Source organism: Desulfosporosinus hippei DSM 8344 (genome assembly GCF_900100785.1).
In the GTDB taxonomy this organism is placed as follows: Bacteria; Bacillota; Desulfitobacteriia; order Desulfitobacteriales; family Desulfitobacteriaceae; genus Desulfosporosinus; species Desulfosporosinus hippei.
The window spans coordinates 94,955-110,392 of record NZ_FNCP01000007.1 but is presented as its reverse complement, the minus strand read 5'-3'; the positions used below and the strand labels follow the sequence as shown (position 1 = coordinate 110,392).

The 15,438-nt window shown below is 40.7% G+C and carries 17 protein-coding genes; 13 read left to right on the top strand and 4 right to left on the bottom strand.

All coding sequences use genetic code 11. The features are described 5' to 3' along the window. Position 1: 1 nt before the first annotated feature. On the top strand, positions 2-1,126 hold the full coding sequence (locus BLS16_RS08115; protein WP_092332091.1) for a VanW family protein: 1,125 nt from the start codon (positions 2-4) through the stop codon (positions 1,124-1,126). 212 nt (positions 1,127-1,338) lie between these two features. On the opposite strand, the gene BLS16_RS08110 is transcribed toward BLS16_RS08115, so the two are convergent. Continuing rightward, complete coding sequence (locus tag BLS16_RS08110; protein ID WP_092332089.1) at positions 1,339-2,091, bottom strand: TSUP family transporter; 753 nt, start codon at positions 2,089-2,091, stop codon at positions 1,339-1,341. Between the two features lie 161 nt (positions 2,092-2,252). Here BLS16_RS08110 and BLS16_RS08105 point away from each other — a divergent pair, with 161 nt between their 5' ends. Genes BLS16_RS08105 through BLS16_RS08080 form a run of 6 tightly spaced genes read left to right on the top strand, consistent with a single transcriptional unit; the run spans position 2,253 to position 6,156 of the window. After that, positions 2,253-3,308 carry an HD-GYP domain-containing protein gene (locus tag BLS16_RS08105; protein ID WP_092332087.1) on the top strand — a complete coding sequence of 352 codons (1,056 nt, stop codon included), beginning with the start codon at positions 2,253-2,255 and terminating at the stop codon, positions 3,306-3,308. 17 nt (positions 3,309-3,325) lie between these two features. Beyond that, positions 3,326-4,003 (top strand): endonuclease III, encoded by a 678-nt coding sequence (nth, locus tag BLS16_RS08100; RefSeq protein WP_092332085.1) that lies wholly within the window; start codon positions 3,326-3,328, stop codon positions 4,001-4,003. A gap of 4 nt (positions 4,004-4,007) precedes the next feature. Continuing rightward, positions 4,008-4,766, top strand: coding sequence for a fumarylacetoacetate hydrolase family protein (locus BLS16_RS08095; RefSeq protein ID WP_092332083.1), 759 nt, complete (start codon positions 4,008-4,010; stop codon positions 4,764-4,766). A 22-nt stretch (positions 4,767-4,788) separates the two neighbouring features. Continuing rightward, positions 4,789-5,607 (top strand): menaquinone biosynthesis protein, encoded by an 819-nt coding sequence (locus tag BLS16_RS08090; RefSeq protein WP_092332081.1) that lies wholly within the window; start codon positions 4,789-4,791, stop codon positions 5,605-5,607. Between the two features lie 3 nt (positions 5,608-5,610). After that, a complete protein-coding gene (locus tag BLS16_RS08085) occupies positions 5,611-5,949 on the top strand; it encodes a GIY-YIG nuclease family protein (protein ID WP_092332078.1) in 339 nt (112 codons plus the stop codon). Positions 5,950-5,970: 21 nt separating this feature from the next. After that, the gene (locus BLS16_RS08080) at positions 5,971-6,156 is read left to right on the top strand and encodes a 2-hydroxymuconate tautomerase (RefSeq protein WP_034598897.1); all 186 of its coding nucleotides are present in this window, start codon (positions 5,971-5,973) and stop codon (positions 6,154-6,156) included. 120 nt (positions 6,157-6,276) lie between these two features. On the opposite strand, the gene BLS16_RS08075 is transcribed toward BLS16_RS08080, so the two are convergent. Further along, on the bottom strand, positions 6,277-7,665 hold the full coding sequence (locus BLS16_RS08075) for a uridine kinase family protein (protein WP_092332076.1): 1,389 nt from the start codon (positions 7,663-7,665) through the stop codon (positions 6,277-6,279). A 202-nt stretch (positions 7,666-7,867) separates the two neighbouring features. Between BLS16_RS08075 and thrC the strand changes: the two genes are divergently transcribed. Further along, a complete protein-coding gene (gene thrC / locus BLS16_RS08070) occupies positions 7,868-9,352 on the top strand; it encodes a threonine synthase (protein WP_092332073.1) in 1,485 nt (494 codons plus the stop codon). Positions 9,353-9,413: 61 nt separating this feature from the next. Here the strand turns inward: thrC and pheA are convergent, their stop codons facing one another. Beyond that, entirely contained in the window at positions 9,414-10,277 is an 864-nt protein-coding gene (gene pheA, locus BLS16_RS08065; protein WP_092332071.1) for a prephenate dehydratase, read from the bottom strand. Positions 10,278-10,787: 510 nt separating this feature from the next. On the opposite strand from pheA, the gene pepF reads away from it, so the two are divergent. Beyond that, positions 10,788-12,590: an oligoendopeptidase F gene (gene pepF, locus BLS16_RS08060; RefSeq protein WP_092332068.1), complete on the top strand. Its 1,803-nt coding sequence runs from the start codon at positions 10,788-10,790 to the stop codon at positions 12,588-12,590. Between the two features lies 1 nt (position 12,591). Here the strand turns inward: pepF and BLS16_RS08055 are convergent, their stop codons facing one another. Beyond that, positions 12,592-13,314: a tetratricopeptide repeat protein gene (locus BLS16_RS08055; protein WP_092332065.1), complete on the bottom strand. Its 723-nt coding sequence runs from the start codon at positions 13,312-13,314 to the stop codon at positions 12,592-12,594. A 231-nt stretch (positions 13,315-13,545) separates the two neighbouring features. On the opposite strand from BLS16_RS08055, the gene BLS16_RS08050 reads away from it, so the two are divergent. The 4 genes from BLS16_RS08050 (at position 13,546) to BLS16_RS08035 (ending at position 15,422) form a co-directional block, all read left to right on the top strand. Then, positions 13,546-14,175, top strand: a complete 630-nt coding sequence (locus BLS16_RS08050; protein WP_092332062.1) for an HD domain-containing protein — start codon at positions 13,546-13,548, stop codon at positions 14,173-14,175. Positions 14,176-14,198: 23 nt separating this feature from the next. Continuing rightward, complete coding sequence (locus BLS16_RS08045; RefSeq protein WP_092332060.1) at positions 14,199-14,438, top strand: hypothetical protein; 240 nt, start codon at positions 14,199-14,201, stop codon at positions 14,436-14,438. A 93-nt stretch (positions 14,439-14,531) separates the two neighbouring features. Further along, complete coding sequence (locus BLS16_RS08040) at positions 14,532-14,858, top strand: HesB/IscA family protein (RefSeq protein WP_014903496.1); 327 nt, start codon at positions 14,532-14,534, stop codon at positions 14,856-14,858. A 270-nt stretch (positions 14,859-15,128) separates the two neighbouring features. After that, positions 15,129-15,422 carry an ACT domain-containing protein gene (locus tag BLS16_RS08035; protein WP_014903495.1) on the top strand — a complete coding sequence of 98 codons (294 nt, stop codon included), beginning with the start codon at positions 15,129-15,131 and terminating at the stop codon, positions 15,420-15,422. The last annotated feature ends 16 nt before the right edge of the window (positions 15,423-15,438 follow it).

The window sequence follows — 15,438 nt, the reverse complement described above, 5'->3', positions numbered from 1 at the left end:
TATGAAAAAAGCATGGTTACTTATCTTAGTCTTATTGCTGCAACTATGTGTTACACTAGGGTTTGGAGCCGTTGTTTCTTATGGCAAAACGCGTGATCAGGCACCTGCAGGCCTATTCATTTGGGGCCATGATATTTCCCATTTGAGTAGAGAACAAGTATCTGCTCAAATAAGAGAGAAAATACCAGATGCTATTACGTATGAAGAAGAGGTATATCCTCTTAAGTGGGAGAGGACTAACGCTGCGATTGAACAATGGTTGGATCTTGTCTATCCTCCAGCAACAGGATCATTGATTTCAGATGTTCTTCAAAATCTAACTCGTCCTTTAAATGTTCTCCGAATGGGCGATCTTAGTTTAAATAAAGAAGAAGGTATTTCACAGCTGCAAGAATTCAGCCAGAGAATCAATCAACCTGCGCGTATTGCTACAATAGAGTTTGTGGATGGTCAATTGAAAAGAACCAATAGTTTAACTGGAATAGAAGTTAATGTTGAGGCAACCTGGCTGAAACTTTCCCAAGAACATGAGCAAGAACGAGTTGAAGCAGTGGTTAATATTGTTCAACCTCAGCCAAGCACTTATGATATAGCTAAAATTGGAGATGTTTTGGGGGACTACTCGACATTTTTCAACCCTCATGAAGAACAGCGTACTAATAACGTCCGTTTGGCTGCCATGGCCTTAAATAATCGCTTAATTCCTCCTGGCGGGGTGTTTTCATTTAATGAAGTAGTGGGAGAGCGTACAGCTGCTTCGGGTTATTCTCCAGCCATAGTTTTTGTTGATCGGTCGATGATCAGAGACATAGGTGGAGGTATTTGCCAAGACTCAAGTACGCTATATCAAGCAGTTCGCCAAGCTAACCTCGCAATAGTCGAAAGGCATACTCATTCGTTGCCGGTGTCTTATGTCATCCGAGGTCAAGATGCCACGGTATCTTATGGAATCCTGGATTTTCGCTTTCAAAATGATACACAAGGATATTTATTAATAAGTGCCCAAACAGGCACGAACTGGCTTAGAGTACGCTTGTTTGGACTAGCTGATAATACTCACCCCAAACTCCAAAAGCCTCAAGGTTATCCAAGAGGACTCGAGTCTTGGGAGATGGATCCCAAGTGAACTTTTAAAGAGATTATTCAAAAGACTCCTGATAAGCTTAGACTTATCGGGAGTCTTTTCTACTATTCGATATAGGGTTTAGTTTACTTCTTTACAAAATCTCTTATCAGAGCTGCTTATCTAGGTTATTCGATTCCGAGACACCCGTTTCTTGGGCGTTGTTAACTTCTAGTCGTAGATTACCCCATAGAAGTCTCTATGTACAGCATTCCTTATATATACTGAAGGATTAGTTTTGCACCAACTAAAAGAGACATTATAATGAACAAAGGTTTCACAAGTGCTGCACCTCGATGAATAGCCAGCCTCGTTCCGACATAGGAGCCCAAAATCATGAATACTGCCATTGGAACACCATAGGAATAGAGAACCTTTCCATTCCAAGCGAATAGAAAAAGGGATGCGATATTACTGGTGAAATTCAGAACTTTAGAATTGGCAGAAGCAATAACAAAATCAAATCCAAATAGTGCGATGAACGAAAAAATCAGGAAGGATCCTGTTCCCGGGCCAAAAAAACCATCATAAAATCCTAAGATAAGTGCGAATAGACAGCCAATAATTGTGTTGAAGGGGGTTAGTCCTTTAAACGTATTCTCCATGCCAAGGTTTTTATGGACAAAGGTATAAATTCCTACTACAAGTATTAAGACAAGAACAGCTTTGTTTAAAAAATCTGAACTGACACGAAGCACGGCCCAAGCACCCAGGGCAGCGCCCAATAATGTAAAGGGGATTTGCCATTTGACCAGCGGAAAGTGAACTTTTCCTGAACGAGCAAAGGTAATGGAACTGTTTAAAGAAGCTAAGGAAGCAGAAAATTTATTAGTCCCAAGTGCCAAGTGAGGGGGTATACCCACCATAAGCAAAGCGGGTAAACTAATAAGCCCACCTCCACCGGCTATTGCATCAACCATCGCAGCAAAAAAACCAAGAGTGCAGATTATAATTAGATCAAAAAACATTATTGTTACCTCATTTGCGAAATTGCTTTTATAGTATACTCCCAATATTCGATTCAGTCATTATACTTTTATATTGAGGACTGGGAAAAATGTTGAAAATAGTGTAGGATTGTATTGTTGGGTTGAAAACTATGCTTCCATAGGAAGGAGCAGACCGATAAGTGCGGCAGGTAAGTGTTAATTCGTTAAAGATGGGTGATATATTAGGTAAGACAATCTTCTCCAGCACAGGCAGAGTCCTGTTAGGTAAAGGTGTTAAGCTTACTCCGTTGTATATTGCGAAATTAAGGGATATGGGAATTTCCATACTTTATATTGAAGATGATCGTTTTGACGATGTAATTGTCGAAGATGTTATTAGCGAAGAGCATCGCCGTGAGGCTATGGAAATTCTTGAGAAAAGCACAAGGTCGGTGCGGTTAGGCAAAGATCTGGATGGTTTTGACCTGAAAAGAATTATCAATAAAATTGTCGAAGAGATCCTCTTTAAAAAGGATATACTAGTTAATATGATGGATATGCGCAGCCTAGACAACCAGATGTTTGCCCATTCTGTCAACGTATGTGTCCTTTCGACTATTCTTGGTAAGGCCTTAATGCTTGACCGAGAAAAACTAGAGACCTTAGCTATTGGCGCAATAATGCATGATTTTGGCAAGATTCATCTTGATCCAAAGCTTATATCAAAAGTTGATTTAACAGAAGAAGAAATTGAAGTTCTTAAAACGCATACAATCCTGGGATTTGAAGATCTTAGAAAACGAAAAGATCTTAATCTGGTCGTCGCCCACATCGCTTTTCAGCATCATGAACATATCAATGGAACAGGCTATCCCCGACGCTTGAAAGAGGGCGAAATTCATCCTCTGGCCCAGATTGTAGCTATTGCGGATCTCTACGACAAGCTGACTTCTGACCACAGCAATGTTAAACGAATTATGCCATACGAGGCTTGTGAAATTCTTATGGGTCTTGCTGGGGTACTATATCCCTTAGAAATGATTAGGATTTTTCTCAAGAATATCGCAGCTTATCCCACCGGGGTTACAGTAAGACTTAATACAGGTGAGATTGGGGTTGTAGTCGATCAGAATCTGAGCATGCCTGCAAGACCAATCGTGCGAGTTTTTGATGAATCTGAATTTGGGTCAAATGCGGTGAAAGAGTACAATATGGTAGGGAAACGCACAATCTTTATTCAGGAAGTCTTAAGTTAGTCTGCGGAGGTAACAGTATGTTACAGATTGGTTCTAAAGAGCCAGTTTCGATGTTAATTTTTGATGCTTTACAGGAGAGATTTCCTGATGCACACTGCGAGTTAGAGTACAACACGCCCTTCGAACTTTTAATTGCAACAATCTTATCTGCACAATGCACAGACGAAAGAGTTAATCTTGTCACTGCTTCGCTATTTGCTGAAGCAAATTCCCCCCAGGCAGTTCTGGATTTAGGGCAAGCTAAGCTTGAAAACAAAATTCGTTCTTTGGGCCTTTACCATAATAAGGCTAAGAATATTCTTGCTGCCTGCCAGGTATTAGTGGAAAACTTTCAGGGACAGGTACCTTGGGATTTGGAGTCGCTGAAAGGGCTACCTGGAGTAGGAAGAAAAACAGCTAATGTCGTTGTCAGCAATGCCTTTGGAATTCCTTCAATTGCAGTAGATACCCATGTGTTTAGAGTCGCCCATCGCTTGGGTCTCTCAAATGGTAAAACCCCTGAAAAAGTTGAAGAAGAATTAATGGGGCTCTTTCCACAAGATAAATGGTCACTGCTTCACCATCTTCTCATTTTTCATGGGAGGAGAATATGTAATGCCCGAAAGCCGGGATGTGAGGCTTGCCCAGTATCCGAGTTTTGCAAGATGTACAGGGAAGAGAAGGGTTTGCTTCCCCAGAAAGATAGAGAGGGTTGATCTCATGAAATTTGTACGTTTTCGCAGTAATAGTGGGATTGGATATGGAATCATTGAAGGAGAAAAAGTGCGGGTACTGGATGGATCATTTCTCAACCCCCTTAGTAAGCCTACAGGCACTATGCTGTCAATTGATGAGGTAACCTTGCTTGCCCCTGTAGAGCCTAGTAAAGTAGTATGTGTTGGGCTAAACTATGCTTTGCATGCCCAAGAGTTGGAACATTCATTACCGGATGACCCGGTAATTTTTATAAAACCTGAAACTAGTGTTATTGGCCCGGACGCAGAGATCGTCTATCCAAAAATCAGCCAACAAGTAGACTATGAGGCTGAACTGGCTGTGGTCATAGGGAAAACTATTAAGGAAGCTACTGAAATTGATGCCGTAGAAGGAATTTTCGGTTATACCTGTGCAAATGATGTTACAGCCAGAGATCTGCAAAAAAAGGATGGTCAATGGACCCGTTCGAAATCCTTTGACACCTTTTGTCCCATCGGCCCCTGGGTTGTGACGGATTTGGACTCCAGTCAGTTAGATATTCAGTCAACACTTAATGGTGAAATAAAGCAATCTTCAAATACGCGTAATTTTATAACCCCAGTTCCTAAACTTATAAGCTTTATATCTCAAGTTATGACACTTAATCCTGGCGACGTTGTACTTACTGGAACACCGGAAGGAGTAGGCCCTGTTCGCCCCGGAGATGAAATTGTCGTAAAGATTCAAGGAATCGGGGAATTGCGCAATACTGTTAAAAAATGATCTCATACATGGGGGTATAGGCATGATACGCATCGGACATAACCCAAATACAAATATGTTACCCATGTTCCATTTCTTAGATATGAACCATCCTTTAATTGAATCGGTTGTAGCTGAGCCAACAGGGCATAACGCCATGTTAGCTGCCGGTGAGATAGATATGGCACCCATCAGCGCATTCTCCTACGGTGAGCATTGGAAGGATTACGCAATATTACCCAATCTCTCGGTTTCTACAAAAGGACGAGTGGGATCGATTATCCTATTCTCGAAAGTACCCTTAAAGGATTTAGATGGTTTAACAGTCGCCTTAACAGACGCTTCGGCAACTTCCGTAAATTTGACAAAGATTATACTCCATCATTACTATGGGGTAATGCCACACTATTTGACCATGTCTGCCAATCTCCAAGAAATGTTTTTAGTTGCTGATGCAGCCCTCCTCATTGGAGATGCAGCCATTCAAGCGGCTTTACTTCAGCCCGACTGTTATATCTATGATTTGGGCGAAGAGTGGCTGAAATTTACTGGTTGTTCTATGACATATGCAGTGTGGGCATTCCCGAAATTACTCTTATCTGAGCGAGAGCAAGAGATTAGGATCATCCATAAACTGCTTATCGAGGCTAAAGTTAAGGCACTTTGTAATATGGAGGATGTTATCTTGACCTGTCAAACCATGCTTGGAGGGACACATGGTTTCTGGGTCGGATATTTTGCCCAGTTTAACTATGGTTTAGATAGCTCACTGGAGTGTGGATTAAATAAATATTTAGGCTTGTGTTTTGAACTCAGTTTACTTCCTAGTCTTCCCGTTCTTGAGTTTTGGCCTAAGGAGTAGAGTATGGGTTATTGGGTATACCTGGTAAGGTGCGGAAATAACACACTTTATACTGGCGCAACCACAGATTTAGACCGCAGGATTAAAGAACACAACCGAGGTTCTTCCGGTAAGAAAGGTGCAAAATACACCTCTTCCCATCTACCGGTTACTTTAGCCCAAGCTTGGGAAGTTGGGACGTGGAGTGAAGCTTTAAGATTGGAGCATGCAATAAAAAGGTGCCTTAGAACAGAAAAGTGCCAGTTGATAAAAGAGCCGGAACACATTTATCAACTGGCAGAGCGGCGGGGGCTTTCTTTTTCGGCTTTATTGGTTTCAAAAAACGATAAAATTAGTAATTAAAATTATCTGGAGGGAAAAACATTGCCATTTGTACAAATTGATTTATTAGAAGGACGCACCCTTGATCAAAAACGATTACTAGTAGAAAAAGTTACCCAGGCAATTATAGAGTCAACTGGAGCGGCTCCAGAAAATATCTCGATTATTATTCGGGATATGCTAAAGGAAAATTATGCAAAAGCTGGTAAGCTTGCTAGCGACAAATAGCAAAAAGGTAATTGTACAATAAAGTGCGAAGAGCATCATCTCTTCGCACTTTATTGTACAATTATATAAAGCTAGGCTATTTCCTGAATAGCCGGGTGGTTGAAATGTGGTCTGGTTGGGTTATACATTATAAGCGCTTCCTCCTAAAAACTCTCTTAAAATAGAGTTGAAAGGAACCGTAGAAATATCTAATATCTCAAAAAAGGATAACAGGGTTAAAAGGTGAACAGCCATTTCATAGTCAGGGCATTCCGGAGTAATTGAGACTAATAAATGCTCTGCATATGGGCGTAAGGCATTAAGTTCATACAAGAGGCTAGAGTTAAACATGACATCTGCTTCTTCCTGATAGGGAAAGATGTTATTATTTTCTCCTCGACGAACACTATCCCATTGTGCTAGTGTTCGAGCAGGTTCAGTTCCCCGAAATTGATTGTCCCTGACAAGACGGCGTATGAGCCGAACTTCAGTCGTAGAAACTCGAGTATAAGCATCAATATTGAGCTGGAATAGGGCGCTGACATATATCTTAAACATTTGTGAACGGTCGAGTGAAGGGAGTAATGAGGGGTTAAGAGCATGAATTCCTTCAATTACAAGAATTTCGTCAGAACCTAAGCGCATGGTTCTTCCGGATTGGCATCTCCCGCCACAAACAAAATCAAAGAGTGGAGTTTCCACTTCAGATCCTCCGATCAAGGCGTTTAATTGATCCGCCAAGAGAGGTAAATCCAGAGCCTCTAAGCACTCAAAATCGTATTGGCCGTTACTGTCCACTGGGGTCTTATCCCGGGGTAAGAAGTAATTATCGAGGGATAAAGCCACTGGGCGGAGACCGTTAACCCGTAATTGGGTGGACAATCGTTGAGCAAAGGTTGTTTTTCCGGAAGATGTAGGACCGGAAATAAGGATAACTCTGACTTTTGAACGTTGACTAAAGATTCGGTCAGCAATTGAAGAAATCGTCTTTTCGTGCAAAGCTTCTGCCAAATAGATCAGGTCTTGAGAAGACTTACTTGAAATAATAGCATTCACATCATGAACATAGGAAAGGTGTAAGTTTTCAAGCCATCTTTGGGTTTCTGAAAATGTCGCAGATAGTTTTTCTGGTGGAACAAAAGGAGACAGAGATTCAGGATGGTTTACGTTAGGAAAGAGAATGATAAACCCAGGCAGAAAATGGATGAGCTTAAAATGTTTTAAAGACCCGGACCGTTCCAGAGGAGGATAGATTGTGGTGATCAAATCCAGATCAACTTGGCAATGATATAGATGGTCATTACAGGTTTGATAGGAGATTGTTTGATCTGACTCTACCCAAACTTTTAAATGATCCTCAATAGTCTGTATTTCCCTAGAAGAAAGTACAGAATTTTCAAGTTCACAGTATACACCATCTAGGATAGAGTGAGAAATCTTAAGTTGTTCACCAGGAAAGAGTTCTTTGACAACTCCGATAAGTCCAATAATAAGAGTTTGACGATATTTGCGGATTGAGTAATCTGACATTTCTGCGCTCCTTTCTGAAATCAGCGGATTTTCTTAAGAGGTATTCAACAATAAATTAGAGTTTCCTTCAAAAGGTCGAGTAAATTTATAGACTAGATATACTTTGCACTACTAAGAAGGAAATTTATTCTTATAAGGCGAATATACAGCAAATAGAATGTAAATAATTAATCGAGTTAAAGGGGTCAAGGAGGGAAATGGATTGTACGAAAGCACACGGGGTAATCTTTACGGTCAAACAGCGTCACAAGCTATCACATTAGGAATGGTACCAGGCGGGGGACTTTTTGTTCCTTCGACGTTTCCCAACTTGAATTGGCAAGACCTTCAGGGGTTAACATATGGTGAGGTCGCAAAACGTGTTATGATGCCATATTTATCGGATTTCTCTGAGGAAGCAGTTGCGGAAATTATCAAAGTTTATTCTGACGGTCGATTTGCTGGAGAAGATCCGGCACCTTTAGTGCCCGTTGGAAGTTTGGGAGTTCTGGAACTTTGGCATGGACCGACTGCAGCATTTAAAGACATGGCTTTGCAAGTATTGCCAGACTTATTAAAAACCAGTCTTAAACAGTTTAACCGAGAAGAGGACGTCTTAATTCTGGTAGCCACATCTGGGGATACTGGTAAAGCTGCCTTAGAAGGGTTCAAAAACAGAGAGGGAATGCACATTGTTGTCTTCTACCCTGCGGGCGGTGTAAGCCCGGTTCAAGAGCGTCAAATGACAACGACTGAAGGTTTAAATACTCATGTTGTAGGTGTGGTTGGAGGTAACTTCGATCAGTGTCAGACAGCTGTTAAAAATATTTTTGCTTCTGATACTTTGAAGACTCAGATGCAAGAGAATAAGTTGATTTTCTCCTCTGCTAATTCTATTAACTGGGGTCGGCTTTTGCCGCAGATAGTATACTATTACTGGGCATACTTACAGGCTGTAAAACAGGGTAAGGTTACACCGGAGAGTAAAATAAATGTTGTAGTCCCTACCGGGAATTTTGGCAACTTACAGGCTGCTTACTATGCTAAACGCATGGGGTTGCCCATCAACCGTATTATTTGTGCTTCGAATTCCAATAATGTCCTGGCAGATTTTTTCAAAACGGGTGTATATCAGGGTCAACGGCCATTTTTTCAAACCATATCCCCTTCTATGGATATCTTAATCTCCAGCAACTTTGAACGTTTTCTATTTGAAATGAGTGGACGAGATTCGGAAAAAATTCAGTCTTGGTATGATGCAAGCAATCGAGGGGAATTTAAGGTTGATTCCGCTACTTTGAAAGAATGTCAAGCTACTGTCTATGCTGGATGGGCTAATGAAGAAGAGACTCTTAATACAATTGCAAGTAGTTATGAAGAGTATCGATATGTCTTTGATCCCCATACTGCAGTTGCAATGAAAGTGTATGATGATTATCTTACCGCAACCAAGGATCAAACATTCACAGTTATTGCTTCCACTGCAAGTCCTTTTAAGTTTTCTTCAAATGTAATTCGAGCTTTGGCAAGGGATATAAAATCAACTTGCTCAGATGAGTGGGAAGCGCTGGAACGCTTAAGTCAATTAACAGGATGGGAAATCCCCATAGGGTTACAAGGTTTGGATAAGAAGCCCGAGAAAAAGGCTAGATCATGCTCGCCTGAAGAAATAAGTGAGCTGATTCCCAAAATGTTTTTCGATAAGTAGAGTCTATCTAAAGTTATATTTAAAAGTTATATGATTAAGGAGTGAGGTTTATCCTCACTCCTTAAAAAGTTCTCTCTTGGGGGTGTGCTTTGGGGTAGGAACCGAGAAGTTTGACCGCTATGTGTTCTTCTTTAAATGCCCAAAGTACATCTTGAATGGGAGGAGCAAAGACATAGCCGTCAACATCAACAAAGAAAACATATTCTCCAAGTATTCGTTTTGAGGGACGAGATTCTATACGACTTAAATTAATATGTCGTTTGGCAAATTCTCCTAATATCCGATATAAAGAGCCCGGAGTGTTTTCGGCAATCACCAATAGTGAGGTTTTATCTTCGCCGTCGGACATTTCCGCAAGGTTATGGCCAACCATCACGAAACGAGTGGCGTTTAAGGTAGCATCTTGGATACATTCTTTGAGAATATGTAAATTATAGAGACGGGCTGCTCGACGGGGACCGATAGCCGCCCAATTTTCTCTGATTGAAGATATTCTATGGGCCGCTTCCGCAGTGCTAAGACAAGTGATTTGCTGAGCATTAGGAAGGTGGTTCTCTAGGAAATCCCTGCATTGCCCGATCGCTTGTTCATGAGAATAAATTCGTTCGATTTGTTCAAGTGGCATAGATTCGTGTGCTAAGAGACATTGGTCAATTGAATGGATAAATTCATGGGTAATAAAGAGGTGCTCAGTTTGTCCTAGTGTATCCATGGTTACGCCTACTTGACCTTCTGTCGAATTCTCTAAAGGGACAAAAGCCCAGTCGATTTCATGATCATTGCAGGCAAACAGTAATTTGGGTATCGTTGAAAATGGGATCAGATCTGGGGGTGTTGCTATTAAATCAGGATGAGCAGCTAAAAATAAAAGTATAGCCTCCTCTGAAAAACTTCCCTTTGGACCTAAAAAACCAATTTTTTGCATGTCTATCTCCTTCCTAAATATCAAGAGATATTAGCAGTAGCCAAATCTCTGGTTTAATTGTCTGATTTGAACCTTTGAGGGTTTGTTGGAATGTTATGGGCAGCTAGATAATAAGAGCAGGTATAAAAAAAACTGTCCCATCAATTTAAAGATGAGTCAGAATCTTATAGAGCCTACTTATTAGGAGCTACAATTCTGCCATATTATGTAAAGACTTGATGAATATTGAGTATTTTCCTACTATCATAATACAGATAGAGATTAACGGCAAGTTATCGTCGAAAGCAAATAGCAATACACTTGCATAGGTCGCAATGATCGAGTAAAATATAACTTGGAAGGTTGGGGAACCTTCCAAGGGGATAGTGGACAAGGTGGAGCAGGCAGTGGAACGTACGCTGCCTGTTTCGCTGTGTTTAGGGTAATTTTCCTAGTCTCTAGAAAATAGTAATTTACAGTTAGGATGTATATAATAATAAAGGTAATTATTACTAAAGGGGGTAACTATTTGTGGATCAGCAACGACTAAAGTCTAGAACAGAAATCTCAGAGGCTCATAAATGGCGTTTAGAGGATATCTTTTTAGATATTAGCAAATGGGAAGAAGAGTTTTCTCGGATTGAGAAATTATTGGGAGAGGGGAAAAAATTCGAAGGGCATTTAGCAGATAATACGGATAATCTTATCTCCTGTTTCGAGTGGATGGACGATTTGAGTCTTCGTTTAGAAGAAGTATACGCATATGCACGTATGAGACGTGATGAGGATAATCGTAATGCAAATTATCAAGCCCTAACCGATCGCGCCGGTGCTCTAGCTGTCAAGGTCGGCAGTGCAGCCTCTTTTGTAGTGCCGGAATTATTAGCCATGCCAGAAGGAAAGCTGGCAGAGTTCCGCGCAGCTTCACCTAAAATGGAACTATATAACCATGCCTTGGATGACATTCTTCGTAAGAAAGAACATATTCTTAGTTCGGCAGAGGAAAGATTATTAGCTGAAGTTGGTGAATTGGCAGAGGCACCGGGAGCAATTTTCACAATGGCTAATAATGCAGATCTAAAGTTTCCGAATATAACCGATGAATCCGGGGGCTCGATTGAATTAACTAAAGGGAACTTTATCCAATTTATGGAGAGCCAAAAACAGGAGGTTCGCAAGGAAGCATTCAAGACACTATATGGTACTTATGCTAAGCAACGGAATACTTGGGCCGCAACCTTAAATTCCAGTATTAAGTCTGATGTTTTCTTTGCCAAAGCGAGGCACTATCCTTCGGCCTTAGAAGCTTCTTTAGACGATGATCGGGTTCCGTTGAAAGTTTATGATTCTCTTATCAATACGGTTCGTGAATTCTTGCCTCAGATGCATAGATATGTGCAACTGCGCAAAAAGGCTTTGAAACTTAATGAATTACATATGTATGATATCTATGTACCTATCGTACCTGAAACAACTATGAAAATAACCTATGAAGAAGCTAAAAATATGGTTATTGCTGGTTTGAAACCATTAGGTAAGGATTACATAAGTATTCTTGAAGAAGGGTTCTCTAAGAGTTGGGTTGATGTTTATGAAAATGAAGGAAAAACGAGTGGGGCTTATTCTTGGGGCACCTATCGTTCTCATCCCTACGTATTACTTAATCATCAAGATACACTCGATTCAATGTTTACCCTCGCACATGAGATGGGGCATTCACTGCATACTTATCTTTCCAACCGCAGTCAACCTCATCTTTATGCCGGATACAAAATTTTTGTGGCTGAGGTAGCCTCCACCCTTAATGAATCATTGATCATGGAACATCTTTTAAAAGAAACCCAAGATACTAAAATATTGGCCTATTTAGTAAATCATTATTTGGAACAATTTCGAGGTACTATTTTCAGGCAGACGATGTTTGCGGAATTTGAGAAAAAGATACACTCAGTAGTCGAGCAGGGGGGAGCCTTAACTGCCGAAAATCTCTCGGAAATGTATCGTGATTTAAATATGGCATACTATGGTAACGACGTAATATTAGATCCAGAGATCGCTTTAGAATGGGCGCGTATACCTCATTTTTATAATGCTTTTTACGTCTATAAATACGCAACCGGTTTCTCCGCGGCAATTGCCTTTGCCCGGGCCATTTTAGAGGAAGGGGAGCCGGCGGTGGCTAGGTATCTAGAGTTTTTAAGTGGCGGAAGTTCAGACTATCCCATCGAATTATTAAGAAAAGCAGGAGTGGATATGGAGACTCCTGCCCCGGTACGAAATGCGCTGGGAGTTTTCTCGGAACTTGTAGACCGATTGGAGAAACTTCTAGGCTAGGTTAGGGCTTAACCAGAGCTTGAAAACGAGTGTCGTGTTGAACTGGAGAAAAGTCATGCTCGCTCCGGGCGACTGACTTGACATCAGGATCAAGTGCTATAGCTTGTTCCAGATATACCAGGACTTTCTCAACATTGCCTTGGCGGCCGTATATGCTGGCTATGCCATAATAACTCCAGGTGTCTTGATCATCGAGCTGTAAAGCTTTTTGATAGGAAGCGATAGAATCATCCCACTTACCGGCAAGTTCATAGGCCAGGCCTAAATTGAAATTTGCATAAACAAAGGTGGGGTTTAGATCAAGGGCTTGCTTAATAAGGGCAAGCCCTTGATCATGTTGCCCTTGAAAAGCTAGAGTGGCCCCTTTGGCATTCAGTGCTTCATAACAAAGGTCATCGATTTGCAAAGCTTGATTAAAGAGGACTAAAGCTTCAGGAAATTGGCGTTGATAATAAAGCTTCAGTCCCTTTTCATAGAGAAGAAGGGCTCGAGGGTCAGAAACACGATGAGTTTCGGTGGGGCTGGTGGTAGTGAGTTGCTTATCTGGATGTGAAGAAGAGGAATCAAGGCTTTGCCCTGAAGTTATGGACAGGGGCTCGGGGTTTGTAGGGGATTCCTGATTAAGAGTTGATAGTGGAATCATAGAGTTAGTTGAGACTATGTAAAGGAAGGCTGCCATAGATGCCCCCAATATAAGTAAAAATGTTGGTAAGTATTTGCGCATAGCTTCTCCTAAGTAAAATATATTTTTAGGAAAAGTATATCATAATTTAAGCATTATCGGTTTGGAAATGGGTGAAAACTAGATACCCAAAGAATGCATTTAGAATAATGAGTACAATATTCCATAACTGGTAAACTTGACAAGCCGAAGTTACGGGAATAAGATAAATTTAAACTAGCACTAAGTTTGAAATCTTACGATTTATCCTTCTGGAATGGGGGGGATTGGAAAATGGATAATACAGCGAATCACGATGCCTTACAGCAGATTATTCAAGTTGCTCAAGGTTTTTATGCAAGAAAGGATCGTGCCCATGATCTAGACCATGCACTACGAGTCAGAGAGTGGGGGAGAAAACTTGCTCTAGAAGAAGGTGCAGATATCACTGTCGTCGAATTGGCAGCACTTTTACATGATATCGGTCGGTCTGGCGCTGTTGAGAAGACTCACGCTGAAAGCAGTGCGGGTTTAGCTGTGAACATACTTTTAAAAAATGGCTATTCGGAAGAGATTGTTAGCCAAGTTAGAGAGGCTATCGTTTCTCATTCTCGAGAGGCAGGTCATGAACCAAAGACCCTTGAAGCGAAAATTGTGTACGATGCCGATAAATTAGACTTTGTTGGTGCCATAGGATTAGGACGTTTATTTATCTGGGCCGGTGTTCAAGGCTGGACTTTGGTAGGAGAAAACTCCTGTGAAAAGTTTTACCGCGAAAGAATCTGTAGTTATCGGGATCACCTATTCACGAAGACCGCTCGGACTTTTTATGATCCACTATTTCTTTATATGGAAGGATTCTGGCAACAATTCCATGCTGAACGATTTAAAATTTCTGATTCTGGACAAGCTGATAGTAGATAAGCTTGAAAGGATGAATCACGATAATGCGTTGGCTTTGGCGATTGTTCACGATTCTAGTATTCTTAGGACTTGCTCGGACTATATTTCTTCCCCAACCGAAGGCTTTTATTGCTTGGCCGAAAGATCATAGTTGGGTTCAGGTAATCCAAGGGGAATTAAAGCAATGGCAGAGATTCTCGCAAGATCTGCCGGCAAGTATTGAAGTTGAGGTTCGTCGTCTTTGGAAAGATTTCCAACCAAATAGCAATGGCAAACAAGTATAAATTAGAAAATTGGAGTTATATTTAGAAGATACTTTTAAAAAAACTTGAAGTATGGTATATTTAGAATCAGTTGAATTAAAAGGAGTGAAGATAATGGTTAATATTACGGAACTAGCTGCCCAAAAAGTTAAAGAAGTGCTTAAGAACCAAAATAAAGAAAATGCATTCCTTCGCCTTTATCTTGCAGGCATTGGCTGAGGTGGGCCGAATTTCGGCATGACTCTGGAAGAGTCAAAAACAGATGAAGATATTCTTGATGTAGAGCACGGTGTTTCCATTCTTACGGATAAAAAACTTACAACCCACTTAGAAGGTGCTGTAATCGATTTTGTGGAATCCAGTCATGGTGGCGGATTTGAAATTCGTACAGCAAAGTCCGGCGGAGGTTGTGGCGATAGTTGCGGCGGAAGTTGTTCATAAAAGTTTTCCCAAGAGAGCTCGGACGAGCTCTCTTTTTCAATAGGAATAATGATCATTTCATTCTCTAGCTGGTTACTAAACTAAAATAATCATCTTAAATAATGATGAAAAATCGCTAGAATATCCTTCTTTTGAGTGTGCACTTTATATAATTATATTGTAAAGTAATTTATTGAAAGTTTACATAAAAAGAATAGGCTTGAGTATACAACGTAAATATGTTAGTCTAATCCCCATATAGTTGATTGGTCTACAAAGGGAGGAAAAACGATGACAATGCCACGAGAAGAATCTAACCGTGCAATTATTACGGTAATAGGTCGTGACCAGATTGGAATTATTGCTTGGGTTTCAGGACGCCTAGCAGATTGCCAGGTAAACGTACTAGATATTAGCCAAACAATACTTGATGAATTTTTTACAATGATTATGATTGTTGACTTAGAACCTGCGACTATTGAGATTGATGGATTGGCTCAAACTCTGGAGCAAGAGGGTAATGAAAAAGGGTTGCAGGTCAAGGTTCAACACGAAGATATCTTTAGGTTTATGCACCGCATTTAATGGTATTTATTTAATT

Excerpts from the sequence above, each read along its gene's own strand:
- BLS16_RS08075 (WP_092332076.1), bottom strand. The coding sequence starts at position 7,665 with ATGTCAGATTACTCAATCCGCAAATATCGTCAAACTCTTATTATTGGA.
- BLS16_RS08045 (WP_092332060.1), top strand. The coding sequence starts at position 14,199 with ATGCGTTGGCTTTGGCGATTGTTCACGATTCTAGTATTCTTAGGACTT.
- nth (WP_092332085.1), top strand. The coding sequence starts at position 3,326 with ATGTTACAGATTGGTTCTAAAGAGCCAGTTTCGATGTTAATTTTTGAT.
- BLS16_RS08055 (WP_092332065.1), bottom strand. The coding sequence starts at position 13,314 with ATGCGCAAATACTTACCAACATTTTTACTTATATTGGGGGCATCTATG.
- pheA (WP_092332071.1), bottom strand. The coding sequence starts at position 10,277 with ATGCAAAAAATTGGTTTTTTAGGTCCAAAGGGAAGTTTTTCAGAGGAG.
- BLS16_RS08110 (WP_092332089.1), bottom strand. The coding sequence starts at position 2,091 with ATGTTTTTTGATCTAATTATAATCTGCACTCTTGGTTTTTTTGCTGCG.
- BLS16_RS08095 (WP_092332083.1), top strand. The coding sequence starts at position 4,008 with ATGAAATTTGTACGTTTTCGCAGTAATAGTGGGATTGGATATGGAATC.
- BLS16_RS08050 (WP_092332062.1), top strand. The coding sequence starts at position 13,546 with ATGGATAATACAGCGAATCACGATGCCTTACAGCAGATTATTCAAGTT.
- BLS16_RS08115 (WP_092332091.1), top strand. The coding sequence starts at position 2 with ATGAAAAAAGCATGGTTACTTATCTTAGTCTTATTGCTGCAACTATGT.
- BLS16_RS08035 (WP_014903495.1), top strand. The coding sequence starts at position 15,129 with ATGACAATGCCACGAGAAGAATCTAACCGTGCAATTATTACGGTAATA.
- BLS16_RS08085 (WP_092332078.1), top strand. The coding sequence starts at position 5,611 with ATGGGTTATTGGGTATACCTGGTAAGGTGCGGAAATAACACACTTTAT.
- BLS16_RS08090 (WP_092332081.1), top strand. The coding sequence starts at position 4,789 with ATGATACGCATCGGACATAACCCAAATACAAATATGTTACCCATGTTC.